We start from the raw sequence: 26713 nt of genomic DNA, 5'->3' as shown, positions 1-26713 counted from the left end.
GAAAACCCGCCAAGTGCGGGTTTTCTTTTTATTGGCGATAAGTGTTAGAGCAAAATTGTTCTAAAAGTCGGACTAATCATCAGCAACAACGAACACACCAAACCCACAAACCACACCAGACTGCGCTGCCAGGCCAGATCTGCCCAATAGCACAGCAAGTAAATGATGCGCGCGATCACAAAGATGATTGCCAGCGTATCGATCAGCCATCCTGCCGTCTGCGTGGTGTGCGCCATCAACACCCCTACCGCGAACAATAAGAACGCCTCGAAACTGTTCTGGTGGGCCGCCAATGCACGGGCACCAAAGCCGGTAAGTTGCGCCTGCTGCTGGCGCGGCAGGTGATTGTTGTAACCCCCCTGCTCGTTCATGGCCTTGGCCACTGGAATCTTTGCCACGTAAATCAACAATGCGCTGATAAACACACACCAGAACGGAATACTCATCAAGCAGCCTCCTTGTTCGCTTCAGGCAATGGCGCCTCTGTAGGGGTATACACCATTACATCAAGAACGTCGGAGTGAAACTCGCGGCGATACAACACCAGCACGACGCCGGCACTCATCAGCATGAACAACCAGGGGCTGACGAACCACGCCAGCATGGTCATGCCAAAGTAATAGGAACGCAGACCGAAGTTGAACTGGTTGGCCGCCATGGAGATGACACGGGCGGCTCGGGAAGCGAAGGCTTTGCGCTCTTGCTCAGACACATGACGCTCGCCGACCATCGGCGCCGAGCCCACCAGAATCGCCGCAAAGTTGTACTGCCGCATGCACCAGCTGAACGTAAAGAACGCATAGACAAACACCAGCGCCAGGCACAACAACTTGATCTCCGACATCCCTTGGGAGGCCTGTTGCACCATCGGGATATCCGCCAGCAACGACACGGCTCTGTCGGACGCACCCAATACCGTGAGAATACCGGCCAGGATAATCAACGTGCTGGAAGCGAAGAACGAGGCGTTGCGTTCCAGGTTACCGATCACGCTGGCATCGGCAATGCGGTTGTCGCGCAACAGCATGCGGCGCATCCAGTCTTCGCGATACAAGTGCAACACGCTGGCCAGGCACGCGGTGTCGCGGGCCTTCCATGAAGCGTAACGGGTGTAACCGCCCCAGCAGACGACAAACCAGAGCGCGGCGAGGATGTGGATCAGATTGGCGTGGATGAACGACATGCAATTCCCTGTGAGACATTGGCAGTAGAACCTGTAGGAGCGAGCGATGCGGCGATCCGACTTGCCCGCGAAGACGGCGTGTCAGTCGATAATTTTTTTGCATGTGACACCGCCTTCGCGGGCAAGCCTCGCTCCTACACAGGTAGTGCTTCGACGTTAGCGCAAGGAAAAAGACACCGCATCCCGCCCATAAAAAAATGCCCCGTATCGATTGATACGGGGCATTTCCATTTGCAGCTCAAGGGCCCGCTTATGGCGGCCCATGAAGCAGCTTAAGCCAGCGCTTCTTCGCGCTTGCCCAATAGACGGTCGCAGACCACGGCGACTACCAGCGTCATGACCGACGGCACCAGCCACGCCAGACCCTGCTCGCTCAGCGGCAAGTGAGTCAGTTGAGTCGGCATCCAGTCAGCCAGACCGGCGCCCTTGAGGGCATCGATCAGACCGAAGATGAACGACACCAGCATCACCGGACCAACAATGCGGCCCTGCTCATGCCAGAGGTCCTTGCAGAAACTCAGCGCTACCAGGGCGATGCACGGCGGGTAGATGGCGGTCAGCACCGGGATCGAGAACGCGATCAGCTTAGTGAGGCCCAGATTGGACACCAACAGCGAGAATGCAGCCAGGATGATCACCAGTGTCTTGTAGGACAGTGGCAGTACACGGCTGAAGTATTCGGCACAGGCGCATGTCAGACCGACCGCTGTCACCAGGCAGGCCAGGGAGATCAGCACCGCAAGGAAACCGCTGCCCAACGAACCAAAGGTGTGTTGAACGTACGCATGCAATACCGCCGCGCCGTTGGCAGCACCGGCGGCTACTTCATGGCTGCCCGAACCGAGGCGGAACAGACTGACATAAACCAGCGCCAGACCCACGCCAGCAATCAGCCCGGCAATGATCGCGTAACGGGTGATCAACGCCGGTGATTCCACGCCACGGGAGCGGATTGCATTGACGATGACAATGCCGAATACCAGCGCGCCCAGGGTATCCATGGTCAGGTAACCATTGATAAAGCCTTGGGAGAACGGTGCTGCGACATATTCAGGAGTGGCCACGCCAATATCACCGGCCGGCAACGCGAACGCGGCGATGCCGAGAGCGGCCAGGGCGATGATCTTCAGCGGTGCAAGGAAACGTCCTACGGTATCGAGCAGGCGGCCCGGATAGAGCGAGATGAAGAACACCACCAGGAAGTACACCGAGCTATAGAGAAACAGCGCCAGCGGGCTCTCGCCAGTCAGCGGCGCCAAACCCACCTCGAACGACACGGTCGCGGTGCGCGGGGTCGCGAACAACGGGCCGACAGCGAGGTAGCACGCGGCTGCCAGGAGGCCACCGGCGACTTTACCGATCGGGCTGCTCAAGGCATCCATTGCACCACCGACCTTGGCCAGGGCGACAACGGTGATCACCGGCAAACCCACCGCGGTAATCAGAAAACCCAGCGCCGCCATCCAGACATTAGGCCCGGACTGCAAACCGACGATAGGCGGGAAGATGATGTTGCCAGCCCCGACAAACAGGGCAAACGTCATAAAACCCAGTGCCAGGATGTCCTGGCCTTTCAACACTTTCATTAAGGAAATACCACACTACTGAATCGGAATTTAGAGAGGGATTTCCCTTATGGGTGAGGGAAATGCTGTCGGCCCGTATAGGACTAACCCGTTTAGCGCGTCGCTGCCTTGTGGGCCGCGGACGCAAAAATGGCTGCTAGCCTAACGAATTTGCACGACAAACGCACTGTTAGGGTGCGATCTATCCGATACGCGACACTTCAATGTCGCGTTTACATATAAAAAGATCAAAAGATCGCAGCCTCGTTGCACTCGACAGCTCCTACAGGGGATACGAAACCTTGTAGGAGCTGTCGAGTGCAACGAGGCTGCGATCTTTTGATTTTCGCAAATGACAAAGGCCACCCGAAGGTGGCCTTTGTCAGCAGAGTTACAAGCTAAGCGCGAGGCTTACTTGATCGCCCAACCGGTCAGCTCGGACAAAGCCTTGCCGATGTCTGCCAGCGAACGCACGGTTTTAACGCCTGCGTCTTCCAGGGCAGCAAACTTCTCGTCTGCAGTGCCTTTGCCGCCAGAGATGATTGCGCCAGCATGGCCCATGCGCTTGCCCGCAGGGGCAGTCACACCAGCGATGTAGGAAACAACCGGCTTGGTCACGTTTGCCTTGATGTAGGCAGCCGCTTCTTCTTCAGCCGAACCGCCGATCTCACCGATCATTACGATCGCTTCGGTCTTCGGGTCTTCCTGGAACAACTTCAGGATGTCGATGAAGTTCGAACCCGGGATCGGGTCACCACCGATGCCGACGCAAGTCGACTGACCGAAACCGGCGTCAGTAGTCTGCTTCACAGCTTCGTAGGTCAGGGTGCCGGAACGGGAAACGATACCGACCTTGCCTGGCAAGTGAATGTGACCAGGCATGATGCCGATCTTGCATTCGCCTGGAGTGATCACGCCTGGGCAGTTAGGACCGATCAGGACTACGCCCAGCTCGTCGCACTTGACCTTGGCATCCAGCATGTCCAGGGTAGGAATGCCTTCAGTGATGCAAACGATCAGCTTGATGCCGCCGAAGGCTGCTTCCAGGATGGAGTCCTTGCAGAAAGGAGCTGGAACGTAGATCACGCTGGCGGTGGCGCCAGTGGCAGCTACAGCGTCTTTCACGGTGTTGAACACTGGCAGACCCAGGTGCTCGGTGCCGCCTTTGCCTGGAGTTACACCACCAACCATCTTGGTGCCGTACTCGATGGCTTGCTGGGTGTGGAAACTACCTTGCGAACCGGTAATGCCCTGGCAGATAACTTTGGTGTCTTTATTGATCAGGACGCTCATTATTTGCCCTCCGCAGCTTTAACGACTTGTTGAGCAGCGTCGGTCAGGCTGGTAGCAGCGATGATGTTCAAACCGCTTTCTGCCAGTACTTTAGCGCCCAGCTCAGCGTTGTTGCCTTCAAGGCGAACAACAACCGGGATTTTCACGCCGACTTCTTTCACAGCGCCGATGATGCCTTCAGCAATCATGTCGCAACGAACGATGCCGCCGAAGATGTTGACCAATACTGCAGCGACGTTAGTGTCGGACAGGATGATCTTGAACGCTTCGGTAACGCGTTCTTTGGTAGCACCGCCGCCCACGTCGAGGAAGTTGGCTGGTTTGCCGCCATGCAGGTTGACGATGTCCATGGTACCCATGGCCAGGCCAGCACCGTTGACCATGCAGCCGATGTTGCCTTCCAGTGCTACGTAGTTCAGTTCGAACTTGGCAGCGTGCGCTTCGCGCGGATCGTCTTGCGACGGATCGTGGAAAGTCTTCAGCTTAGGCTGACGGTACATGGCGTTGGCGTCGATGTTGATCTTGGCATCGAGGCAATGCAGATCGCCGTCAGCCTTGATCACCAGCGGGTTCACTTCCAGCAGAGCCAGGTCGTGATCCTTGAACAGCTTGGCCAGACCTACGAAGATCTTGGCGAACTGAGCAACTTGCTTGCCTTCCAGACCCAGCTGGAATGCCAGCTCGCGACCCTGGAATGGCTGAGCGCCAACCAGTGGATCGATAGTGGCCTTGAGAATTTTCTCAGGGGTGTCGTGAGCGATTTTCTCGATGTCCACGCCACCTTCGGTGGAAGCCATGAACACGATGCGACGGCTCGAACGGTCAACGACAGCGCCCAGGTACAGCTCTTTAGCGATATCAGTGCACGACTCAACCAGGATCTTGGTGACTGGCTGACCATTGGCATCAGTCTGGTAAGTCACCAGACGCTTGCCCAACCACTGTTGAGCGAATGCTTTGGCGTCTTCTTTGCTGCGAACCAGCTTTACGCCGCCCGCTTTACCGCGACCACCAGCGTGGACCTGGGCTTTGACAACCCACTCGGTGCCGCCGATTTTGTCGCAAGCTTCTGCTGCTGCTTCCGGGGTGTCTACTGCGTAACCGGTCGAAACTGGCAGGCCGTATTCAGCGAACAGCTGCTTACCCTGATACTCGTGAAGATTCATGCTTATTACCGTCTTCGTTAGGTACTGCGCATTCGGTGCTGCACTTGTTCAAGTGCCGCACCACCTGTGACTGCTGCTTGCGTAACCTTTCCGGACAACCGGTGCAGCTACGCAAGACTGCGTCCAGCGGATATTCCGCGGTGAGTCTTGCATGCAAGGCTCACGACGGGCCATACCGCCGTGGTTTCTTATTGTCTTAACGCTTCTTGCGGTTGGCGATGTGGATGGCGCCGCCATTCACAGCCAAAGCTGCTTCGTGCAAGGCTTCAGACAGGGTCGGATGGGAGAAAACCATCATGCCCAGGTCTTCAGCGCTGGTGCCGAACTCCATACCGATCGCGCCCTGCTGAACCAGTTCTGCAGCGCTCGGGCCAATCACGTGGACGCCCAATACGCGGTCAGTCTTGGCATCGGCAATGACTTTCACGAAACCGCCGGTGTCGTTGGCTGCCATGGCACGGCCACTGGCTGCGAACGGGAAGGTGCCAACGTTAACTTCAACGCCTTCAGCCTTCAAGGTCTGCTCGGTTTTGCCGACCCACGCGATTTCCGGGTGAGTATAAATAACTGACGGGATCAAATCATAGTTCATCTGGGCTTTGTGGCCCTTGATGCGCTCAACGACCATGATGCCCTCTTCCGAGGCTTTGTGTGCCAGCATCATGCCGCGAACCACGTCACCGATGGCGTAAACGCCCGGTACGGTGGTGGCGCAGTGATCGTCAACGTGCACGAAACCGCGCTCGTCCAGGGTCACGCCGCAATCGGCAGCCAGCAGATCAGTGGTCACCGGACGGCGACCAACGGCTACGATCAGCTTGTCGAAAGTGATGTTCTGTTCGCCGTTGGCATCGGTGTAGTTCACAACGACTTCGTCGCCGTTCACTTTGGAACCGGTAACGCGAGCACCCAACTTGATGTCCAGACCTTGTTTGGTCAGGGTTTTCAGCGCTTCCTTGGAAACGGCGGCGTCAGCGGCCATCAGGAAGGTGTCCAGCGCTTCGAGAACGGTAACTTCTGCGCCCAGACGGGACCAGACCGAACCCAGTTCCAGGCCGATCACGCCAGCGCCAATCACGCCCAGACGTTTTGGAACCGATTGGAATTCCAGAGCGCCAGTGGAGTCGACGATCACATTCTGGTCGACCGGAGCCGGTGGAATGTCGATCGGACGCGAACCTGGAGCCAGAATCACGTTCTCGGCTTCAATGATTTCTACCGAACCGTCAGGCTTGGTGACTTCGACTTTCTTGCCGGCCAGCAATTTGCCGTGGCCCTGGATCGAGGTCACACCGTTAGCCTTGAACAGGGTGGCAACACCCGAGGTCAGGCCTTTGACGATGGTGGATTTGCGGCCGACCATCGCTGCCACGTCCATGGTCACGCCAGCGTGGTTGATACCGTGGATCGCGAAGCCTTCTTTGGCTTCCTTGTATTTCCAGGAGCTGTCCAGCAGCGCCTTGGATGGAATGCAGCCGACGTTCAGGCAAGTACCGCCGAGGGCCAGTTTGCCTTCCTTGTCGGTGTATTTCTCGATGCAGGCAGTGGAGAGGCCCAGTTGCGCTGCTTTAATGGCAGCCACGTAGCCGCCAGGGCCCGCGCCAATCACTACCACGTCGAATTTCTGAGTCATGTGTCATTCCTTCTCGAATCAAACCGGACGATCCCTTTTGAGGACCGTCGTGGGACGAAGCTGGTCATTACAGAAGAGCCGCTCATCACTGAACGGCCCGTGCAACGAAATCAGATATCCAGCAGCAAACGAGCCGGGTCTTCCAGCAGGTTCTTGATGGTAACCAGGAAGGTCACAGCTTCTTTGCCGTCGATCAAACGGTGATCGTAGGACAGAGCGAGGTACATCATCGGACGGATAACGACTTGACCGTTGATCGCCATAGGACGCTGCAGAATGTTGTGCATGCCCAGGATGGCCGCTTGTGGCGGGTTGACGATCGGGGTCGACATCATCGAACCGAAGGTACCACCGTTGGTGATGGTGAACGTACCACCGGTCATTTCGTCCATCGACAGCTTGCCGTCACGAGCCTTCTTGCCAAAGGTGGCGATGCCGCCTTCGATTTCAGCCAGGCTCATCAGTTCGGCGTTACGCAGAACCGGTACAACCAGGCCGCGGTCGCTGGAAACAGCAACACCGACGTCAGCGTAGCCGTGATAAACGATGTCAGCACCGTCGATCGACGCGTTGACAGCCGGGAAGCGTTTCAGCGCTTCGGTGGCAGCCTTGACGAAGAACGACATGAAGCCCAGGCGCACGCCGTTGTGGGACTTCTCGAACAGATCCTTGTACTTCGAACGCAGGGCCATGACTTCGGTCATGTCGACTTCGTTGAAAGTGGTCAGCATCGCCATGTTCGATTGAGCTTCAACCAGACGCTTGGCAACGGTGGCGCGCACGCGGGTCATCGGTACGCGTTTTTCTACGCGATCACCGGCAGCGAATACCGGGGCAGCGGCAGCAGGTGCAGCAGCCTTGGCAGGTGCGGCAGCCGGCGCGGCTTTCTTGGCGGCAACAGCTGCTACCACGTCTTCCTTGGTCACACGACCGCCTTTGCCAGTGCCGGCAACGGAAGCGATGTTGATGCCGTTTTCTTCAGCCAGCTTGCGAGCAGCCGGTGCAGCAACAGGATCTTCTTCGCCCGCTTCGGCTGGAGCAGCGGCAGCAGGTGCAGCAGCGGCGGCTGGAGCAGCGGCAGCAGCACTGCCCTCACCGATGGAGCCCAGAACTTCGTCGGACAGAACGGTGTCGCCTTCGTTCTTGACGATAGCGCCCAGCACGCCGTCAGCGGTAGCCAACACTTCCAGTACGACTTTGTCGGTTTCGATGTCGACGATCAGTTCGTCACGCTTGACGGCGTCGCCCGGTTTTTTGTGCCAAGTGGCAACGGTGCCATCGGCAACCGATTCCGGGAAAGTGGGGGCTTTGATTTCGATAGCCATTATCTGTGAGTCCTTAAATTCGGTTTCAGGTGCGCGAAGGCGTTAAACAGTAAAGGCGTCTTGCAGCAGTTGTTCCTGCTGCTCAGCGTGCATCGATGCGTAACCACAAGCAGGTGCAGCAGAAGCATCACGGCCCGCGTACTCAAGTACGAGAGACTTGTCGTGATTGCCAACGATGCGGCGCATGTGGTGTTGGCTGCAGTACCAGGCACCCTGGTTCATCGGCTCTTCCTGACACCAAACGATATGTTTGAGGTTGGTGTACGGAGCCAGGACTTCGTTCAAGTCGTCCTCAGGGAATGGGTACAGCTGCTCGATACGCACGATGGCGATGTCATCACGACCTTCGGCACGGCGTTTTTCCAGCAGGTCGTAGTAGACCTTGCCGCTACACAGAACAACGCGCTCGACCTTTTTCGGGTCCAGGGCATCGATTTCCGGGATAACAGTCTGGAACGAACCTTCGGCCAGATCTTCCAGGGTCGAGATGGCCAGTTTGTGACGCAGCAGCGACTTCGGAGTCAGAACGATCAACGGCTTGCGCAGCGGGCGAATCACCTGACGACGCAGCAAGTGGTAGATCTGAGCCGGCGTAGTCGGCACGGCTACCTGAATATTGTGCTCGGCGCACAGCTGCAGGTAACGCTCCAGACGAGCCGAAGAGTGCTCCGGACCCTGACCTTCATAACCGTGCGGCAGCAGCATGGTCAGACCGCAGAGACGACCCCACTTGTGCTCGCCACTGGTGATGAACTGGTCGATGACCACTTGGGCACCGTTGGCGAAGTCGCCGAACTGGGCTTCCCAGATCACCAGCGCCTCAGGCGTGGTGGTCGAGTAACCGTATTCGAACGCCAGCACGGCTTCTTCGGACAGGAACGAATCGTACAGGTCGAAACGTGGCTGGCCCTTGTACAGGTTTTGCAGAGGGACGTAGGTACCCGCGTCTTTCTGGTTGTGCAAGACAGCGTGACGGTGCGAGAACGTACCGCGACCGATGTCCTGACCCGTCATGCGAATCGGGTGACCTTCGAACGCCAGGGTCGCGTACGCCATGGTTTCGGCGTAACCCCAGTTGATCGGCAGGCCGCCGGCTTGCATTTTCTGACGGTCTTCGTAGATTTTCGAGACCTGGCGCTGAACCACGAAGCCTTCCGGAATTTCCAGCAGCTTGGCGGACAGTTCCTGCAAGGTTTTCAGATCGAAGCGAGTGTCATGACGCGCAGTCCAGGCGTGGCCCAGATACGGACGCCAGTCCACGAACAACTCTTTGTTCGGCTCTTTGACCAGGCTTTTTACTACGTGCAGACCGTTGTCCAGCGCATTGCGGTATTCGTCGACTTTCGCCTGAACACGCTCTGCGTCCAGCACACCGCCCTGGGTCAGACGATCGGCATACAGCTCACGGGTGGTGCGCTGTTTGGTGATCTGCTGATACATGATTGGCTGGGTGCCGCTAGGCTCGTCGGCCTCGTTGTGGCCGCGACGACGGTAGCAGACCAGGTCGATGACCACGTCACGCTTGAACTGCATGCGGTAGTCGATGGCCAGTTGGGTCACGAACAATACGGCTTCCGGATCATCACCATTTACATGGAGGATCGGCGCCTGGATCATCTTCGCAACGTCGGTCGCGTACTCGGTGGAGCGCGAGTCCAGCGGGTTGCTGATGGTGAAACCGACCTGGTTGTTGATCACGATGTGCACGGTGCCGCCGGTCTTGAAACCGCGGGTCTGCGACATCTGGAAGGTTTCCATCACCACACCCTGACCGGCGAATGCCGCGTCACCGTGGATGGAGATCGGCAGAACCTTCTCACCGGTAGGGTCGTTACGACGATCCTGACGGGCGCGAACCGAACCCTCGACCACCGGGGAAACGATTTCCAGGTGGGACGGGTTGAACGCCATGGCCAGGTGAACCTCACCGCCGGTGGTCATCACGTTGGACGAGAAGCCCTGGTGATATTTAACGTCACCGGAACCCAGCTCGACCTTCTTCTTGCCTTCGAACTCGTCGAACAGCTCGCGCGGGTTCTTGCCGAAGGTGTTGACCAGTACGTTCAGACGACCACGGTGGGCCATGCCGATGACGATTTCCTTGGTGCCGTAGGACCCGGAACGCTGGATCAACTCGTCGAGCATCGGAATCAGGCTCTCGCCGCCTTCCAGACCGAAACGCTTGGTACCCGGGTATTTGGTCCCGAGGTATTTTTCAAGACCTTCGCCGGCGGTGACGCGTTCGAGCAGGTGGCCCTTGATGTCGGCGGAGTACGTCGGACGGCCGCGCACGCTTTCCAGACGCTGCTGGAACCACTGGCGCTGCTCGGAATCGGTGATATGCGTAAATTCAGCGCCGATGGTGCGGCAATATGTCTGCTGCAACGCTTCGTGAATTTCGCGTAGGCTCGCCTCCTCTTTGCCGATGAACAGGTCGCCGGCACGGAAGGTCGTATCAAGATCGGCATTGGTCAAGCCGTAATGATTGATCGACAGGTCTGCAGGTGCAGGACGCTGCCACAGCCCCAGCGGGTCAAGCTGGGCTGCCTGGTGGCCACGCATACGGTAGGCCTGGATCAATCGCAGCACTTCAACTTGCTTCTTCTCGTGCTCACTGCTCACGCTGCCGGCGGAAACCGGTTGGGCGCGGCGCTGGTTCTTTGCCAGCAAGACGAAATGATCGCGAATTGTGGAGTGCGAAACATCAGTGGCAGGGTTGCCGTCAGCAGGCAACTTCTGGAAGTAGGTGCGCCATTCTTCTGGCACAGCGTTAGGGTCGTGCAGGTAGAGCTCGTAGAGCTCTTCCACATAGGCAGCGTTACTACCGGATAGGTAGGCGCTGTTCCACATGCGCTGCATCACGCTTTCTTGCATGCTTGGTCACCCTCGGTTAGGGGAACACCACCGGCGTCGACACCGAGCAAACTTGCAGAAGTCCGAATGCAGCGACTAAAACAAGCCACTTAGGATCACGCTGATAGTCCGGGTACCAGCCCGGATGCCCCTGCTTGTCTCATTTCTTCAAAATAAGAGCGGCAGCCTTTTAAGCTGCTGCCCAGGTTAAAACTACGGCGCCGGTTGAAGCCTGCGCCGCAGCATCTACGGTATTGCGGTCCTACGGGTACAGCAGCTGAATCACACGCCGCTTTGCAGCAACATGTTACGGATGTGACCGATAGCCCTAGTCGGGTTCAGGCCTTTCGGACATACGTTGACGCAGTTCATGATGCTCCGGCAGCGGAATACGCTGAACGGGTCATCCAGCGCAGCCAGACGTTCGGACGTCTTGGTGTCGCGGCTGTCGGCCAGGAAGCGGTACGCTTGCAGCAGGGCAGCTGGACCCAGGAACTTGTCCGGGTTCCACCAGAAGGACGGGCACGAAGTCGAGCAGCAAGCGCACAGGATGCACTCGTACAGACCGTCGAGTTTTTCACGCTCTTCAGGGGACTGCAGACGCTCGATGGCCGGAGCCGGCGTGTCGTTCTGCAGGTATGGCTTAACCTTTTCGTATTGCTTGTAGAAGATGCTCATATCGACGACCAAGTCACGGATAACCGGCAAACCTGGCAGAGGACGAACGATCAACTTGTTACCTTTTACAACGGCAGACAGCGGCGTAACGCACGCCAGGCCGTTCTTGCCGTTGATGTTCATGCCGTCGGAACCGCAAACACCTTCACGGCAAGAGCGACGATAGGAGAAACCTTCGTCCTGCTCTTTGATCAGGGCCAGCACGTCCAGCACCATCAGGTCTTTACCACCGGTATCAACCTGGAATTCCTGCATGAACGGCGCAGCGTCCTGATCAGGGTTGTAACGATAAACACTGACTTTCAACATGGCGGCCACCCTTAATAAGTCCGAATCTTGGGTTCAAAAGTCGGGACAGTTTTCGGCGAGAAGTTCACGGCACGCTTGGTAACGCGCTTGTCACCCGGGAAGTACAGGGTGTGGCACAGCCAGTTTTCGTCGTCACGGTCTTCGAAATCTTCACGGGCGTGAGCACCGCGGGACTCTTTACGCACTTCTGCAGCAATGGCGGTAGCTTCGGCCACTTCCAGCAGGTTCTGCAGTTCCAGCGCTTCGATACGCGCGGTGTTGAACGCCTGGCTCTTGTCATTGATCTTGACGTTGGCAATACGGCCACGCAGATCAGCCAGCTGAGCAATACCCTTCTGCATGTATTCGCCGGTGCGGAACACACCGAAGTAGTTCTGCATGCAGTTTTGCAGCTCGCGACGCAGGGTTGCGACGTCTTCACCTTCAGTACGCTCGTTCAGAGCGGACAGGCGTGCCAGAGCAGCTTCGATGTCGGCGTCGGTAGCGTCGTCGTATTCGATACCGTCGGTCAGCGCTTTTTCCAGGTGCAGGCCGGCAGCACGGCCGAATACCACCAGGTCGAGCAGCGAGTTGCCGCCCAGACGGTTGGCACCGTGAACCGATACGCAAGCCACTTCACCGACCGCGAACAGGCCTGGAATGATGGTGTCTACGCCGTCGGCGTCCTGAGTGATCGCCTGGCCATGAATGTTGGTGGCAACGCCGCCCATCATATAGTGGCAGGTCGGAACGACCGGAACCGGAGCGACCACCGGGTCGACGTGTGCGAAAGTCTTCGACAATTCGCAGATGCCTGGCAGGCGGCTGTGCAGCACTTCCTCGCCCAGGTGGTCGAGTTTGAGCATTACGTGGTCGCCATTCGGACCGCAACCGTTGCCGGCGATGATTTCTTTAACCATCGAACGGGCAACAACGTCACGACCGGCAAGGTCTTTGGCGTTCGGAGCATAACGCTCCATGAAACGCTCGCCGTGCTTGTTGATCAGGTAACCACCTTCACCACGGCAACCTTCAGTAACCAGTACACCGGCGCCGGCAATGCCGGTCGGGTGGAACTGCCACATTTCGATGTCTTGTACCGGTACGCCGGCACGCAGCGCCATACCAACGCCGTCACCGGTGTTGATCAGGGCGTTGGTGGTCGAAGCGTAGATACGACCTGCACCGCCGGTAGCCAGTACGGTGGCCTTGGCACGGATGTAGGTGGTTTCGCCAGTTTCGATGCAGATGGCAATCACGCCAACGAACTCGCCTTCGCCGTTCTTCACCAGATCGACAGCGTAGTACTCGTTCAGGAACACGGTACCGGCTTTCAGGTTGCCCTGATAAAGGGTATGCAGCAGCGCGTGACCGGTACGGTCGGAAGCGGCGCAGGTACGGGCGGCCTGGCCACCTTTACCGTAGTCCTTGGACTGACCACCGAACGGACGCTGATAGATACGACCTTGTTCGGTACGCGAGAATGGCATACCCATGTGGTCCAACTCGTATACGGCGGCAGGACCTTCCTGACACATGTATTCGATAGCGTCCTGGTCACCGATGTAGTCGGAACCCTTGACGGTATCGTACATGTGCCAGCGCCAGTCATCGTTCGGATCGGCAGACGCGATGGCGCAGGTGATGCCGCCCTGGGCCGATACGGTGTGCGAACGAGTCGGGAAAACCTTGGTGATCACGGCAGTCTTGTGACCGCCCTGCGCCAGTTGCAGCGCTGCGCGCATGCCGGCACCGCCACCACCAATGATGATGGCGTCGAAAGAAATCGTTGGAATGTTAGCCATGAATCAGATACCCCAGAGAATCTGCACACCCCAGACGAAGTAAGCGAACATCGCAACGCCGCATACTGCCTGGAAAAGGAAACGTACTGCAGTCGCGGACTTGCCCAGCGCCATTGGCGTCAGGTAGTCAGTCGCGATGGTCCACATGCCGACCCAGGCGTGAGCGCCGAGGGCTACAAGGGCCAGCAGACTGAAGATACGCATCCCGTTGTGGGCGAACAGGGCATGCCATTGGTCGTAGCCAATGCCTGGATTCGCAACGAGGTATCCGATCAGGAAGATGAAATAAGCCGCGAGAACGACCGCAGACACACGCTGTGCCATCCAGTCATAGAGGCCCGAACGCGAAAGGTTCGTAACGCTGGTTACCATATCCAAACTCCTGCCAGAACGATCAACACCGCAGACACGGCGATAATGATTTTCGAGCCCAGCGTGCCGCCTTCCAGCGTCTCACCGATGCCCATATCCATGATCAAATGGCGCACACCAGCTACCAGGTGATATAGAAGAGCGGACAGGAGGCCCCATGCTACGAACTTGGCCAGCGGACTGGTCAAGCATGCCTTCACGTCGGCAAAACCTTCCTCGGAACCCAGAGACTTGCCCAATGCATACAGCATGAAGCCAAGGCCCAGGAAGAGGATGATGCCGGAAACACGGTGAAGAAACGACGTAACGCCGGTGATGGGGAGTTTGATGGTCCTTAGGTCTAGGTTTACAGGTCGTTGGCTTTTCACGGCTTTTTTTTCACACTGAAGAGCCCCTAACAATCAGGGCAAAGTTGTTGGGGAGTGCACTGGTCAGGTAACCACCACCCAGGGATGCGACCCCCAATAAAGCAGGCCCAAAAGCCCCTGGCGGTCGGTGGCCGAGTATAGACAGTTAGGCTACTAATGACAACGCGTTCACCTTCCCCTAATAGCTGATTGCACAAGCGGGATAAAAGGCGTAAATGGCAGTCAATTTCGAGGAAAAAGTCCGGTTAAAGCCTTCTGGAGCAAGACTTTAGGCAAATTGACATTCGAATTTATCTCACTATAGTGGTGCGGGCCCTGCGTGGGGGGTCTGTCTGATGATTTCAAGCATAAATAGGAGGCCACATGGCTGACAAAAAAGCGCAGTTGATCATCGAGGGCGCAGCCCCCGTCGAGCTGCCCATTTTAACCGGCACCGTTGGTCCCGATGTTATCGACGTTCGGGGCCTGACGGCCACGGGCCGTTTCACCTTTGACCCTGGTTTCATGTCGACTGCCTCCTGCGAGTCGAAGATCACCTATATCGACGGCGACAACGGCATTCTGCTGCACCGCGGCTACCCGATCGAACAGCTGGCTGAAAAGTCGGACTACCTGGAAACCTGCTATCTGCTGCTCAACGGCGAATTGCCGACCGCAGAACAGAAGGCCCAGTTCGTCGGCACCGTGAAGAACCACACCATGGTTCACGAGCAGTTGAAGACCTTCTTCAACGGCTTCCGTCGCGACGCCCACCCGATGGCCGTCATGTGCGGCGTAGTGGGCGCCCTCTCGGCTTTCTACCACGACTCCCTCGACATCAATAACCCGCAGCATCGCGAAATCTCCGCGATCCGCCTGGTTGCCAAGATGCCGACCCTGGCCGCAATGGTTTACAAGTACTCCATGGGCCAACCCATGATGTACCCGCGCAACGATTTGTCGTACGCGGAAAACTTCCTGCACATGATGTTCAACACCCCGTGCGAGATCAAACCGATCAGCCCGGTACTCGCCAAGGCCATGGACCGGATTTTCATCCTCCATGCCGACCACGAGCAGAACGCATCGACCTCTACCGTGCGTCTGGCCGGTTCGTCGGGTGCCAACCCGTTCGCCTGTATCGCCGCCGGTATCGCTGCACTGTGGGGCCCTGCCCACGGCGGTGCGAACGAAGCTGTTCTGACCATGCTGGACGAGATTGGCGATGTTTCGAACATCGACACGTATATCGCCAAGGCCAAGGACAAGAACGATCCGTTCAAATTGATGGGCTTCGGTCACCGGGTTTACAAAAACCGCGACCCACGCGCCACCGTCATGAAGCAGACCTGCGACGAAGTACTGAAAGAACTGGGCATCACCAACGATCCGCAACTCGAACTGGCCATGCGCCTGGAAGAGATCGCCCTGACTGACCCGTACTTCATCGAACGCTCGCTGTACCCGAACGTCGATTTCTACTCGGGGATTATCCTCAAGGCGATCGGTATTCCGACCAGTATGTTCACCGTGATCTTCGCCCTGGCGCGGACTGTCGGCTGGATTTCCCACTGGAAGGAAATGCTCTCCAGCCCGTACAAGATTGGCCGCCCACGTCAGTTGTACACTGGCTATGAGTCGCGCGATATCATCAAGCTGGAAGATCGCGAATAAGAGCTGTCTTGCGATAATGTCTTGAGCTGTACCGGATACGGCCTCTATGTAGATAGGGGCCGTTTTTGTTTGTGGGCCTTGCGTGCCCCTCCCGGCTCTTTGGTCGTGTACATATCCATTTCTGCGGTCATGGCTTCTATTGGTTTCGCTTTTACAGCGAGTCACTTTCGAAAAGCGCGAAAGTAACCAAAGCGCTTTTGCCCCTGTCGTTCGGTGCCTCGCCTAGGCTCGGCATGCCCTCGCTCCGGCCCTGCTCCGTGGGCCCGCCGCGATCGGCCATCCATGGCCGTGCGCGGCTAACCCGGCATCCATGCCGGGTTGCCCACTGCGCAGAACCTCCACTCGGCCTCTCGAGGGGGCGGTGCATCAAGATCAAAAGCTGCAGGCGAGCTAACGCTCGGCCTGTTGAGTGGTGAAAAGCGCTGTCGTACGCCGATCTATTGTGGGAGCTGGCTTGCCTGCGATGGCAATCTGTCAGCCGACCCATCTTCGCCGGATGTACCCAACCCAACGGTGGGAGCGGGCTTGCTCGCGAAGCTGTTGATCTTGCCGTTGCCGTGGCTTTGGCTTTGGCTTTGGCTTTTGATCTTGATCTGCCGCCCCTTTCCCAGAGGCCGAACGCAGGTATTGCGTAGGGGGCACCGCGGCAAGGATGCCGCGGTAGCCGCCCCCGGCCATGGATGGCCGATGGCGGCGGGCCCCCGGAGCAATGCCGGAGTGAGGGCATGCCGAGCCTGGGCGAGGCACCGAATGGCGGGGCAAAGCCTTTTGGTTCCTTTTCGGCGTTTGGAAAAGGGACTCGCTGTAAGAGCGAAACCGCCAGCGGCCGTGACCGCAGAAACGGATATGTACACGATCAAAAATACCGGTCGGCTATCAAGACGCCTTCGCGGGCAAGCCTCGCTCCTACAAGGGGCGATAACCGCCCAATAAAAAATGCCCCGATCTCTCGACCAGGGCATTTTGTGTAGCTCAGCTTATATATAGAAACTCAAAGCCTCAGTGCGAAACCGCCCCACTCGCCCCCAACCCGGTCTGCGAACGAACAAACTGCGGGAAGAACAGCGCACGTTCGTTCACACCCTCGGCTGACTTATCGGTGATCGAGAAGAACCAGATCCCGACAAACGCAATGGCCATGGAGAACAGCGCCGGGTATTCATACGGGAAGATCGCCTTCTCGTGACCCATGATCTGTACCCAGATGGTTGGCCCAAGCACCATCAAGCCAACAGCACTGACCAGACCCAGCCATCCGCCGATCATCGCACCGCGAGTCGTCAGCTTCTTCCAGTACATGGAAAGCAGCAGCACCGGGAAGTTACAGCTCGCCGCGATAGAGAACGCCAGGCCCACCATGAACGCGATGTTCTGCTTCTCGAACAGAATGCCCAAGCCGATCGCCAGCACCGCCAGAGCGATGGTGGTGATTTTCGAGACACGGATCTCGTCCTTCTCGTTGGCCTTGCCCTTCTTGATCACACTGGCATACAGGTCATGGGACACCGCCGAAGCACCGGCCAGGGTCAGACCAGCGACTACCGCCAGGATGGTCGCGAACGCCACCGCCGAGATGAAGCCCAGGAAGATACTGCCCCCGACCGCGTTGGACAGGTGCACCGCCGCCATGTTGTTGCCGCCCAACAGCGCGCCAGCCGCATCTTTGAAGGCAGGGTTGGTGCTGACCAGCAGGATCGCGCCGAAGCCGATGATGAAGGTCAGGATGTAGAAGTAGCCAATGAAGCCGGTTGCATACAACACGCTCTTGCGAGCTTCTTTCGCGTCACTCACGGTGAAGAAGCGCATCAGGATGTGCGGCAGGCCAGCGGTACCGAACATCAGCGCCAGACCAAGGGAGAAGGCGGAGATCGGGTCTTTCACCAGACCGCCGGGGCTCATGATTGCCTCACCTTTAGGGTGAACCTTGATCGCCTCGGAGAACAGCGCGTTGAAGTCGAAGTTGACGTGTTTCATTACCATCAGCGCCATGAACGAGGCACCGGACAGCAGCAACACAGCCTTGATGATCTGTACCCAAGTGGTCGCCAGCATGCCGCCGAACAGCACGTAGGCGCACATCAGGATACCCACCAGGATCACCGCAACGTGGTAGTCCAGGCCGAACAGCAGCTGAATCAGCTTGCCGGCACCCACCATTTGCGCGATCAGGTAGAACGCCACCACCACCAGCGAACCGCATGCCGACAGCGAGCGAATCTGGGTTTGCCCAAGGCGGTAGGACGCCACGTCGGCAAAGGTGTACTTGCCCAGGTTGCGCAGGCGCTCGGCGATCAGGAACAGAATGATCGGCCAGCCTACCAGGAAGCCAATCGAGTAGATCAGGCCGTCGTAGCCAGAGGTGAACACCAGGGCGGAAATACCCAGGAAGGACGCCGCGGACATGTAGTCACCGGCAATCGCCAGACCGTTCTGGAAACCGGTGATCTTGCCGCCCGCCGCATAGTAGTCGGCGGCCGAGTTGTTTTTCTTGGAAGCCCAGTAAGTGATATATAAAGTCGCGCCGACGAACGCCACAAACATCAGGATCGCCGCGACGTTCAGGGGTTGTTTGGCCACTGCACCGGTCAAGGCGTCAGCCGCCCAGGCGCCAGGTGCAAAAGCCGCGATGCTCAATAGAGCCATTAGACGCCGGATCATTGCTGAGCCTCCTTGAGAATCGCATTGTTCAAGTCGTCGAATTCGCCGTTGGCGCGTCGCACGTAGATGCCCGTCAGGATAAAGGCCGAAATGATCAGCCCGACACCGATCGGAATGCCCCAGGTAATGGAGGACTCGGGGCTGATTTTCGCGCCCAGGATATGCGGCCCGTAAGCAATCAACAGGATGAATCCGGCGTACAGCCCAAGCATGATCGCTGAAAGAATCCAGGCGAATCGCTCTCTCTTGCTGACCAGCTCCTTGAAGCGCGAGCTGTTTTGAATCGAGAGGTAAATGCTGTCGTTCATTGTTTTTATCCTCGCAGCACAGATTTAGTTGGAACGGTATCCACTCTATGCGGCTGCCGGACAGGTTCCAGACGACCTTAGTATTAGAACGACATGACAGAGTCGCCATTTTTCAGCATGCAATAGACACATAAAAAAGCAAAAGGCCCCTTGGCATTTATGCCAAGAGGCCTCGAGAGGTGCTGACTAGACGCTTCAACTCAAATCATTTGATCCAGTCGGCAACGCGATCCGGGTGTTTGGCCACCCAATCCTTCGCTGCGGCTTCAGGCTTGGCGCCCTCCTGAATAGCCAACATGACTTCACCGATTTCGTCTTTCGACGCCCACTGGAAGTTCTTCAGGAACTTCGCAACTTCCGGCGCTTTGGCGTCCAGGCCTTTGCTGCCGATGCTGTTCACGGTTTCAGCCGCACCGTAAACGCCTTTCGGATCTTCCAGGAAACGCAGTTTCCACTTGGCGAACATCCAGTGCGGCACCCAACCGGTGACGGCAATGGATTCGTTTTTCTTCTCGGCACGGGTCAGCTCGGCAATCATGCCGGCGCCAGAACTGGCCTTGAGGGTGTAGTTGTCCAGACCGTAATCCTTGATGGCCTGATCGGTTTTGAGCATCACGCCTGAACCGGCGTCGATGCCGACGATACGATTCTTGAAGCTGTCGTCGGTTTTCAGATCCTCGATAGACTTGGCCTTGACGTACTCCGGCACGATCAGGCCGATTTTCGCATCCTTGAAGTTCGGTCCGTAATCGACGACCTGATCCTTGTTCTTGGTCCAGTATTCACCGTGAGTCACAGGCAGCCACGCCGACAGCATGGCGTCGAGTTTGCCAGTCGCCACACCCTGCCACATGATCCCGGTGGCAACGGCTTGCAGCTTCACGTCATAACCGAGCTTCTGCCGGATCACCTCGGCAGCCACGTTGGTCGTGGCGACACTGTCCGACCAGCCGTCTACATAACCGATCGTCACTGCCTTGCCTTCGGCGCTGGCCACCGTAGAACTGATCGCCAGCACCAAAGCGGCACCTGCGCCCAAGAGTCGTCGCATCTTCATCGTTACTTCCCCGAAAGTGCTGCGCTCGACGGATGCCGAGCCGCTCAACGTATTGTTATGGTGCACAGCGCCCCCATCACGCCTCACTGCAAACTCGTTCAAACATCAGCGGAGTACTGACGATTGGATGATCAACCTCACGCCCGCGATGACCTGCTCTGCCAGCGACCTCAAGGCATCGAGAAACGACATCAGAAGGCCATTAATTGCGACCGTCGCAAATCCATCCGCCACCCCGCCCGAACTTTGCATGTCAAAATTATGCAGGCCACCAAGCCCGGGACAAATGCAGGTAACATGCGCGGCTTTGTTCCCAGACGGCCTGACCATGCCCGCGACATCCCGCTTTACTTTTTTTGCTTATTTATTTGCCTGCCTGCTGGGGCTTTTTGCCCTCGGCGGCTTCTGGTATGGCCTCGGCAAACCGGTGATCTTGCCCGACGTGGCCAGCGCGACGCACAAGCTGCAATGCGCCTCCTACACCCCGTTCGACAAAGACCAATCGCCGTTCGATGTACCGTTCAAACTGCGCCCCGAGCGCATGGACGCCGACCTCGCGCTGCTGGCAACCCGTTTCGAATGCATCCGCACCTATTCCATGACCGGCCTCGAGGCCCTGCCCGATCTGGCACGCAAGCACGGCTTGAAGCTGATGATCGGCGCCTGGGTCAACGGCAACCCGGTAGACACCGCCAAGGAAGTCGACCTGCTGATCGCCTCGGCCAATGCCAACGCCGATGTCGTGACCTCAGTGATCGTAGGTAACGAAACCCTGCTGCGCAAGGAAGTCACCGGCGCACAGTTGGCGACGCTGATTAACAAGGTCAAAAGCCAGGTCAAACAACCGGTGACCTACGCCGACGTCTGGGAATTCTGGCTCAAGCACCCCGAAATCGCTCCGGCGGTGGACTTCCTGACCATCCATTTGCTGCCGTACTGGGAAGACGATCCGTCGAACATCGACGCGGCACTGCAGCATGTGGCCGAAGTGCGTCAGGTGTTCGGCAACAAATTTGCGCCCAAAGACGTGATGATTGGCGAAACCGGCTGGCCCAGCGAAGGCCGTCAGCGCGAAACCGCTTTGCCGAGCCGGGTCAATGAAGCCAAGTTCATTCGCAGCTTTGTGATCATGGCCGAACAGCAAGGCTGGCATTACAACCTGATCGAGGCATTCGATCAGCCTTGGAAACGCGCCAGCGAAGGCGCGGTCGGGGGTTACTGGGGTTTGTTCGACGCCGATCGTCAGGATAAGGGCGTGCTCGCCGGGCCGGTCTCGAACGTGCCGTACTGGTCGCAATGGCTGGCGGTGGGTGGTTTGATCTTCATCGGCACGCTGCTTCTGGGCGGTCGCGTTCGCAGCACCCGCGCGGCGTTGGTGCTGCCACTGCTCGGCGCGTTGGCGGCCTGCTCGATTGGCGCTTGGGGCGATCTGGCCCGTGTCACGACACGGTTTGCCAGTGAATGGCTATGGGTCGCCTTGCTGACGGGGTTGAATCTGTTGGTGCTGGCGCATGCCGCGCTGACCTTGAGCGCTCGTACCGGCTGGCGTGAACGCGCCTTCAATGCACTGGAGCGTAGAGCCGGCTGGTGGTTGGCAGCGGCAGGTTTTGCCGCGGCGGTGACGATGCTGGAGCTGGTGTTCGATCCGCGTTATCGCAGCTTCCCGAGTGTCGCGTTCATCCTGCCGGCGCTGGTGTACCTGTGCCGCCCGGTGAGCGTACCGCGTCGGGAAATTGCCCTGCTGACCTTCATTATCGGCGCCGGCATTGCGCCGCAACTGTATCAAGAAGGTTTGCAGAACCAGCAGGCCTTGGGTTGGGCGCTGGTGAGTGTGTTGATGGTGGCGGCGTTGTGGCGCAGCTTGCGGGTTCGCAAGGGCTGATCTTTAGCGTGCTTGCGGGCCTCTTCGCGGGCAAGCCTCGCTCCTACAATTTGAGTCGTTCATAAATAATGAAACCGACACAACCCTGTAGGAGCGAGGCTTGCCCGCGAAGACTGACCATCAGGCGCGACGAGAAGCCCGGACCAGACGCAAAGCAGCAATCACCACCGCAAACACCGCCAACGTGGTGTTGTACAACGCCAGTGCCGGAAATCCGAATACCAGCGCCAGCACCGCCAGCCACCACCCCGCTCGCCCCGGCAACACAAAACCGATCACGGCGGCGGCCAATGCCGTCCAACCCAATACCTTGAAATGAATCATCAGGCCTAGATTTGACCGGACCTGACATTCCCAGCGACTGGCCTCATCAACGCAGATGCCGACCCATTGAGCATCCTCCATGAAGCCATAACGCGCGCCATAACTGGCAGCCAGCCATAATGGCAGAAGAACGAGCAACAGGATCACGGGCAGACGGCGGGACATGAAGCACTCCAATAAACGAAATCGGCGGCCAGCTTAATCTCCCGCCTGCGGTAAGCAAGTGACATCAACAGATAACTGTTCATGAAATAGCTGCAAAGTGTATCGTCCGCTACCGTTGCTCCGAAATCAGGCCTGTTTGCTGTCCATCATGGCACTTTGGCGCAAATCCGATGGTCATAGGGTGCGAACTTCATTCCGCACCTTCCTCTAAGGGATCTAGTCATGCTCCGTTCCTTGCGCTGCGCCGCCCTGTTTGGCGGCTTGATTTTAAGTGCGTCCGCACTGGCGGCCGACATTGATGCCGCCAGTTACGGCTACCCTCTGACCAACCCGTTCGAGGCGACCATCGCCACGACACCGCCGGAGTTACGCCCGGAATTACCGCTGGACGACGACATCAATCAGTCGGACCGCAGCGTCACGATGCGCCCCGAGCGTGAATTCAGCCTGCCGGACAACTTCTGGCCGGTGAAGCAACTCACCTACCGCATCGCCACGCAAGATCAAGCGGCACCGTTGATCTTCCTGATTTCCGGCACCGGCGCACGCTATGACAGCACCCTCAATGAGTACCTGAAAAAGCTCTACTACAAAGCCGGCTATCACGTGGTGCAGCTGTCGTCGCCGACCAGCTTCGACTTCATGACCGCTGCTTCGCGTTTCGCCACCCCCGGCGTGACCAAGGAAGATGCCGAAGACATGTACCGGGTGATGCAGGCCGTGCGGGCGCAAAACCCGAAACTGCCGGTCACCGACTATTACCTGAGCGGCTATAGCCTCGGTGCCCTGGATGCGGCCTTTGTGGCGCATCTGGATGAAACCCGTCGCAGCTTCAATTTCAAGAAAGTCTTGCTGCTCAACCCGCCGGTCAACCTTTACACCTCGATCACCAACCTGGACAAGCTGGTACAAACAGAGGTGAAGGGCATCAACAACAGCACCACCTTCTATGAGCTGGTGCTGGACAAACTGACCCGCTACTTCCAGCAGAAGGGCTACATCGACCTCAACGATGCCTTGCTCTATGACTTCCAGCAGTCCAAGCAGCACTTGAGCAACGAGCAGATGGCCATGCTGATCGGCACTTCGTTCCGTTTCTCGGCGGCGGACATTGCCTTTACCTCGGACCTGATCAACCGCCGCGGCCTGATCACCCCACCGAAATACCCGATCACCGAAGGCACCACCCTCACGCCGTTCCTCAAACGCGCGCTGCAATGCGACTTCGACTGCTACCTGACCGAACAGGTCATTCCGATGTGGCGCGCCCGCACCGACGGCGGCAGCCTGCTGCAACTGATCGATCAGGTCAGCCTGTATGCACTCAAGGACTACCTGCACGACAGCCCGAAAATCGCCGTCATGCACAACGCTGACGACGTGATCCTCGGCCCTGGCGACCTGGGGTTTCTGCGTCGGACCTTCGGCGACCGTTTGACTGTTTATCCATTGGGCGGCCATTGCGGCAACCTCAACTATCGCGTCAACAGCGACGCCATGCTGGAGTTTTTCCGTGGCTAAATACCCCCTGCTGATCGCAGCGTTACTCTGTGCAGGCGTCGCCAACGCCGACAACAGCAAAGCCAATGCACCTGTGGTGGTCGATAGTGACGGCTTCAAGGAACCGCTGAGCAAACTCAAATTCAACCCGGGGCTGGATCAGCGCGAGTTCGAACGCTCGACGCTCAACGCGTTGAACGTCTACGACCCGCTGGAAGAGTGGAACCGCCGCGTCTACCACTTCAACTACCGTTTCGACCAATGGGTGTTCCTGCCCGTGGTCAACGGCTATCGCTACATCACTCCCAGTTTCCTGCGCACCGGCGTCAGCAACTTCTTCAACAACGTCGGCGATGTACCGAACCTGATGAACAGCCTGCTGCAATTCAAGGGGCAGCGTTCGATGGAAACCACCGCGCGCCTGCTGCTCAACACCACCATCGGTGTCGCCGGCCTGTGGGATCCGGCCACCTCCATGGGGCTGCCACGCCAGAGCGAAGACTTCGGTCAGACATTGGGCTTTTACGGCGTACCGGGCGGCGCCTACTTCGTGCTGCCGATCCTCGGCCCATCGAACTTGCGTGACACTGCGGGTCTGGCGGTCGATTACACGGCCGAATCGGCGATCAACTTCCTGAACGTTGCCGAAGTCAGCTCCAACCACCCGGAAGTCTTGGCATTGCGCACCATCGACAAGCGCTATCAGACCAGCTTCCGCTACGGCCAGCTGAACACGCCGTTCGAGTACGAGAAGGTGCGTTACGTGTACACCGAGTCGCGCAAGCTGCAGGTTGCCGAGTAATTCCGACGGCGACAAAAAAGGCCATTCGATTTGCGTCGAATGGCCTTTTTTATGCGCGATGTCTCAAACACCACCAATCCCTGTAGGAGCGAGGCTTGCCCGCGATAGCGGTGTGTCAGTCGACATCAATATTGAAGGTGATATCGCCTTCGCGGGCAAGCCTCGCTCCCACAGGTTCAGGCCTTTACCGTTTTCCAAACCTTGCTGACAGCCATCACCCCAACCAACACCGCCGCACCCGCCACAATCCCGGCCACCGCATTCAGCAACGTCGGCACGATAAACCCGCCACCACCGGCACTCGCACTGACACTTTCGATCCAGTGATGAACCACCGGCACGCCATGGGTCAGAATCCCGCCGCCGACCAAAAACATCGCCGCGGTACCGATCACCGACAGGCTTTTCATCATGTACGGCGCCGCACGCAGAATCCCGCCGCCGACGCTTTTGGCCATCTGGCCGGGCTTCAGGGCCAGCCACTGACCGAGGTCGTCGAGTTTGACGATGCCGGCCACCAGGCCGTAGACGCCGATGGTCATAACGATGGCGATGCCCGAGAGCACGATCACTTGCTGGGTCAGCGAAGCCTCAGCCACGGTGCCCAGGGTGATGGCGATGATTTCCGCCGAGAGGATGAAGTCGGTACGGATTGCCCCCTTGATCTTGTCCTTTTCGAACGCCACCAGATCGACCGCAGGGTTGGCTACTGCTTCGACCAATTCTGCGTGTTCGGCCTGATCTTCAGCTTTGCTGTGCAGAAATTTGTGGGCGAGTTTCTCGAAGCCTTCGAAGCACAGGTAAGCGCCACCGACCATCAACAACGGCGTGACCAGCCACGGAATGAACGCGCTGATAGCCAAGGCCGACGGCACCAGGATCAGCTTGTTGAGGAACGAACCCTTGGCCACCGCCCACACCACCGGGATTTCCCGCTCGGCACGCACGCCGGAAACCTGCTGGGCGTTGAGCGCCAGATCGTCGCCAAGCACGCCGGCGGTTTTCTTCGCGGCCATTTTGGTCATCAACGCCACATCGTCCAGTACGGTGGCGATGTCGTCGATCAGCACCAACAAACTGCTTCCAGCCATGAATCAGGTTTCCTTTTTGAATGAATGGTGCGCAGCATAGCGCGACCCGAGGCCAGACGGGGCATTCTTGAGCGCTGCGCGAGGCCGGTGCTACCATGCGCAACCGCCAGAACAGGCAAGGAACTCCTTGGTTTATGAGCACCATCCGCGAGCGCAACAAAGAACTGATCCTGCGTGCCGCCAGTGAAGAATTTGCCGACAAGGGCTTCGCTGCGACCAAAACCAGTGACATCGCGGCCAAAGCCGGGCTGCCCAAGCCTAACGTCTATTACTACTTCAAATCCAAGGAAAATCTCTACCGCGAGGTCCTGGAAAGCATCATCGAGCCGATCCTGCAGGCCTCGACGCCGTTCAACGCTGATGGCGTGCCCAGCGAAGTGCTGAGCGGTTACATTCGCTCGAAGATCCGCATCTCCCGTGACCTGCCCTTCGCCTCCAAGGTGTTCGCCAGCGAAATCATGCACGGCGCCCCGCACCTGAGCCCCGACCTGGTCGAGCAGCTCAACAGCCAGGCCAGGCACAACATCGACTGCATCCAGACCTGGATCGACCGCGGCCAGATCGCCCCGATCGACCCCAACCACCTGATGTTCAGCATCTGGGCCGCGACCCAGACCTACGCCGACTTCGACTGGCAGATCTCCGCGGTTACCGGCAAGGCCAAGCTGGATGAGGCCGACTATGAAGCGGCGGCGCAGACGATTATCCGGTTGGTGCTTAAGGGGTGTGAGTTGGATCGGTAGA

General features: G+C 58.0%; 22 protein-coding genes. 5 read left to right on the top strand and 17 right to left on the bottom strand.

The annotated features are described in order from the left end of the window. Positions 1 to 44: 44 nt before the first annotated feature. The 12 genes from NHU87_RS13140 to sdhC all read right to left on the bottom strand — a co-directional run bounded on the left by NHU87_RS13140 (position 45) and on the right by sdhC (position 14529). Positions 45 to 446, bottom strand: a complete 402-nt coding sequence (locus NHU87_RS13140; protein WP_253548914.1) for an MAPEG family protein — start codon at positions 444 to 446, stop codon at positions 45 to 47. Further along, positions 446 to 1183: a DUF599 domain-containing protein gene (locus tag NHU87_RS13135; RefSeq protein WP_253548913.1), complete on the bottom strand. Its 738-nt coding sequence runs from the start codon at positions 1181 to 1183 to the stop codon at positions 446 to 448. The genes NHU87_RS13140 and NHU87_RS13135 overlap by 1 nt, the downstream gene beginning before the upstream one ends. Positions 1184 to 1455: 272 nt before the next feature. After that, on the bottom strand, positions 1456 to 2769 hold the full coding sequence (gene brnQ / locus NHU87_RS13130; protein ID WP_253548912.1) for a branched-chain amino acid transport system II carrier protein: 1314 nt from the start codon (positions 2767 to 2769) through the stop codon (positions 1456 to 1458). A 390-nt stretch (positions 2770 to 3159) separates the two neighbouring features. Beyond that, complete coding sequence (sucD, locus tag NHU87_RS13125; protein ID WP_007898976.1) at positions 3160 to 4041, bottom strand: succinate--CoA ligase subunit alpha; 882 nt, start codon at positions 4039 to 4041, stop codon at positions 3160 to 3162. Further along, on the bottom strand, positions 4041 to 5207 hold the full coding sequence (gene sucC, locus NHU87_RS13120) for an ADP-forming succinate--CoA ligase subunit beta (protein ID WP_007898980.1): 1167 nt from the start codon (positions 5205 to 5207) through the stop codon (positions 4041 to 4043). Before sucC ends, sucD begins: the two co-directional genes overlap by 1 nt. A 196-nt stretch (positions 5208 to 5403) precedes the next feature. Then, positions 5404 to 6840: a dihydrolipoyl dehydrogenase gene (lpdA, locus tag NHU87_RS13115; protein WP_030131724.1), complete on the bottom strand. Its 1437-nt coding sequence runs from the start codon at positions 6838 to 6840 to the stop codon at positions 5404 to 5406. A gap of 110 nt (positions 6841 to 6950) precedes the next feature. Then, positions 6951 to 8165 carry a 2-oxoglutarate dehydrogenase complex dihydrolipoyllysine-residue succinyltransferase gene (odhB, locus tag NHU87_RS13110; protein WP_253548911.1) on the bottom strand — a complete coding sequence of 405 codons (1215 nt, stop codon included), beginning with the start codon at positions 8163 to 8165 and terminating at the stop codon, positions 6951 to 6953. 42 nt (positions 8166 to 8207) lie between these two features. Then, complete coding sequence (locus NHU87_RS13105) at positions 8208 to 11039, bottom strand: 2-oxoglutarate dehydrogenase E1 component (RefSeq protein WP_253548910.1); 2832 nt, start codon at positions 11037 to 11039, stop codon at positions 8208 to 8210. Positions 11040 to 11300: 261 nt separating this feature from the next. After that, positions 11301 to 12005: a succinate dehydrogenase iron-sulfur subunit gene (locus NHU87_RS13100; protein WP_253548909.1), complete on the bottom strand. Its 705-nt coding sequence runs from the start codon at positions 12003 to 12005 to the stop codon at positions 11301 to 11303. 11 nt (positions 12006 to 12016) lie between these two features. Continuing rightward, positions 12017 to 13789 carry a succinate dehydrogenase flavoprotein subunit gene (sdhA, locus tag NHU87_RS13095; protein ID WP_253548908.1) on the bottom strand — a complete coding sequence of 591 codons (1773 nt, stop codon included), beginning with the start codon at positions 13787 to 13789 and terminating at the stop codon, positions 12017 to 12019. A gap of 3 nt (positions 13790 to 13792) precedes the next feature. Then, complete coding sequence (gene sdhD, locus NHU87_RS13090) at positions 13793 to 14161, bottom strand: succinate dehydrogenase, hydrophobic membrane anchor protein (protein WP_008071469.1); 369 nt, start codon at positions 14159 to 14161, stop codon at positions 13793 to 13795. Beyond that, positions 14155 to 14529 (bottom strand): succinate dehydrogenase, cytochrome b556 subunit, encoded by a 375-nt coding sequence (gene sdhC / locus NHU87_RS13085; RefSeq protein ID WP_253548907.1) that lies wholly within the window; start codon positions 14527 to 14529, stop codon positions 14155 to 14157. The genes sdhD and sdhC overlap by 7 nt, the downstream gene beginning before the upstream one ends. A 363-nt stretch (positions 14530 to 14892) precedes the next feature. Here sdhC and gltA point away from each other — a divergent pair, with 363 nt between their 5' ends. After that, the gene (gene gltA, locus NHU87_RS13080; protein WP_253548906.1) at positions 14893 to 16182 is read left to right on the top strand and encodes a citrate synthase; all 1290 of its coding nucleotides are present in this window, start codon (positions 14893 to 14895) and stop codon (positions 16180 to 16182) included. A 999-nt stretch (positions 16183 to 17181) separates the two neighbouring features. On the opposite strand, the gene NHU87_RS13075 is transcribed toward gltA, so the two are convergent. From NHU87_RS13075 to NHU87_RS13065, 3 genes are all read right to left on the bottom strand, one after another. Next, on the bottom strand, positions 17182 to 18840 hold the full coding sequence (locus NHU87_RS13075; RefSeq protein ID WP_253548905.1) for a cation acetate symporter: 1659 nt from the start codon (positions 18838 to 18840) through the stop codon (positions 17182 to 17184). Continuing rightward, a complete protein-coding gene (locus NHU87_RS13070) occupies positions 18837 to 19148 on the bottom strand; it encodes a DUF485 domain-containing protein (RefSeq protein WP_253548904.1) in 312 nt (103 codons plus the stop codon). The genes NHU87_RS13075 and NHU87_RS13070 overlap by 4 nt, the downstream gene beginning before the upstream one ends. A 205-nt stretch (positions 19149 to 19353) precedes the next feature. Continuing rightward, entirely contained in the window at positions 19354 to 20205 is an 852-nt protein-coding gene (locus NHU87_RS13065) for a glycine betaine ABC transporter substrate-binding protein (protein WP_253548903.1), read from the bottom strand. A gap of 286 nt (positions 20206 to 20491) precedes the next feature. Between NHU87_RS13065 and NHU87_RS13060 the strand changes: the two genes are divergently transcribed. Continuing rightward, positions 20492 to 22087 carry a beta (1-6) glucans synthase gene (locus NHU87_RS13060; protein ID WP_253548902.1) on the top strand — a complete coding sequence of 532 codons (1596 nt, stop codon included), beginning with the start codon at positions 20492 to 20494 and terminating at the stop codon, positions 22085 to 22087. Between the two features lie 120 nt (positions 22088 to 22207). On the opposite strand, the gene NHU87_RS13055 is transcribed toward NHU87_RS13060, so the two are convergent. After that, complete coding sequence (locus NHU87_RS13055) at positions 22208 to 22576, bottom strand: hypothetical protein (RefSeq protein ID WP_253548901.1); 369 nt, start codon at positions 22574 to 22576, stop codon at positions 22208 to 22210. 222 nt (positions 22577 to 22798) lie between these two features. Here NHU87_RS13055 and NHU87_RS13050 point away from each other — a divergent pair, with 222 nt between their 5' ends. Then, positions 22799 to 24097 carry a serine/threonine protein kinase gene (locus tag NHU87_RS13050; RefSeq protein WP_253548900.1) on the top strand — a complete coding sequence of 433 codons (1299 nt, stop codon included), beginning with the start codon at positions 22799 to 22801 and terminating at the stop codon, positions 24095 to 24097. Next, positions 24090 to 24878, top strand: a complete 789-nt coding sequence (locus tag NHU87_RS13045; RefSeq protein ID WP_253548898.1) for an MlaA family lipoprotein — start codon at positions 24090 to 24092, stop codon at positions 24876 to 24878. The genes NHU87_RS13050 and NHU87_RS13045 overlap by 8 nt, the downstream gene beginning before the upstream one ends. Positions 24879 to 25054: 176 nt before the next feature. Here NHU87_RS13045 and NHU87_RS13040 read toward each other — a convergent pair whose 3' ends face one another. Continuing rightward, positions 25055 to 25969 carry a DUF808 domain-containing protein gene (locus NHU87_RS13040; protein WP_253548896.1) on the bottom strand — a complete coding sequence of 305 codons (915 nt, stop codon included), beginning with the start codon at positions 25967 to 25969 and terminating at the stop codon, positions 25055 to 25057. A 134-nt stretch (positions 25970 to 26103) separates the two neighbouring features. Here NHU87_RS13040 and NHU87_RS13035 point away from each other — a divergent pair, with 134 nt between their 5' ends. Further along, entirely contained in the window at positions 26104 to 26712 is a 609-nt protein-coding gene (locus tag NHU87_RS13035; protein ID WP_253548894.1) for a TetR/AcrR family transcriptional regulator, read from the top strand. The last annotated feature ends 1 nt before the right edge of the window (position 26713 follow it).

The organism is Pseudomonas mandelii (genome assembly GCF_024138395.1).
GTDB classification, from domain to species: domain Bacteria; phylum Pseudomonadota; class Gammaproteobacteria; order Pseudomonadales; family Pseudomonadaceae; genus Aquipseudomonas; species Aquipseudomonas mandelii_E.
This window is presented reverse-complemented; position numbering and strand designations above follow the sequence as displayed.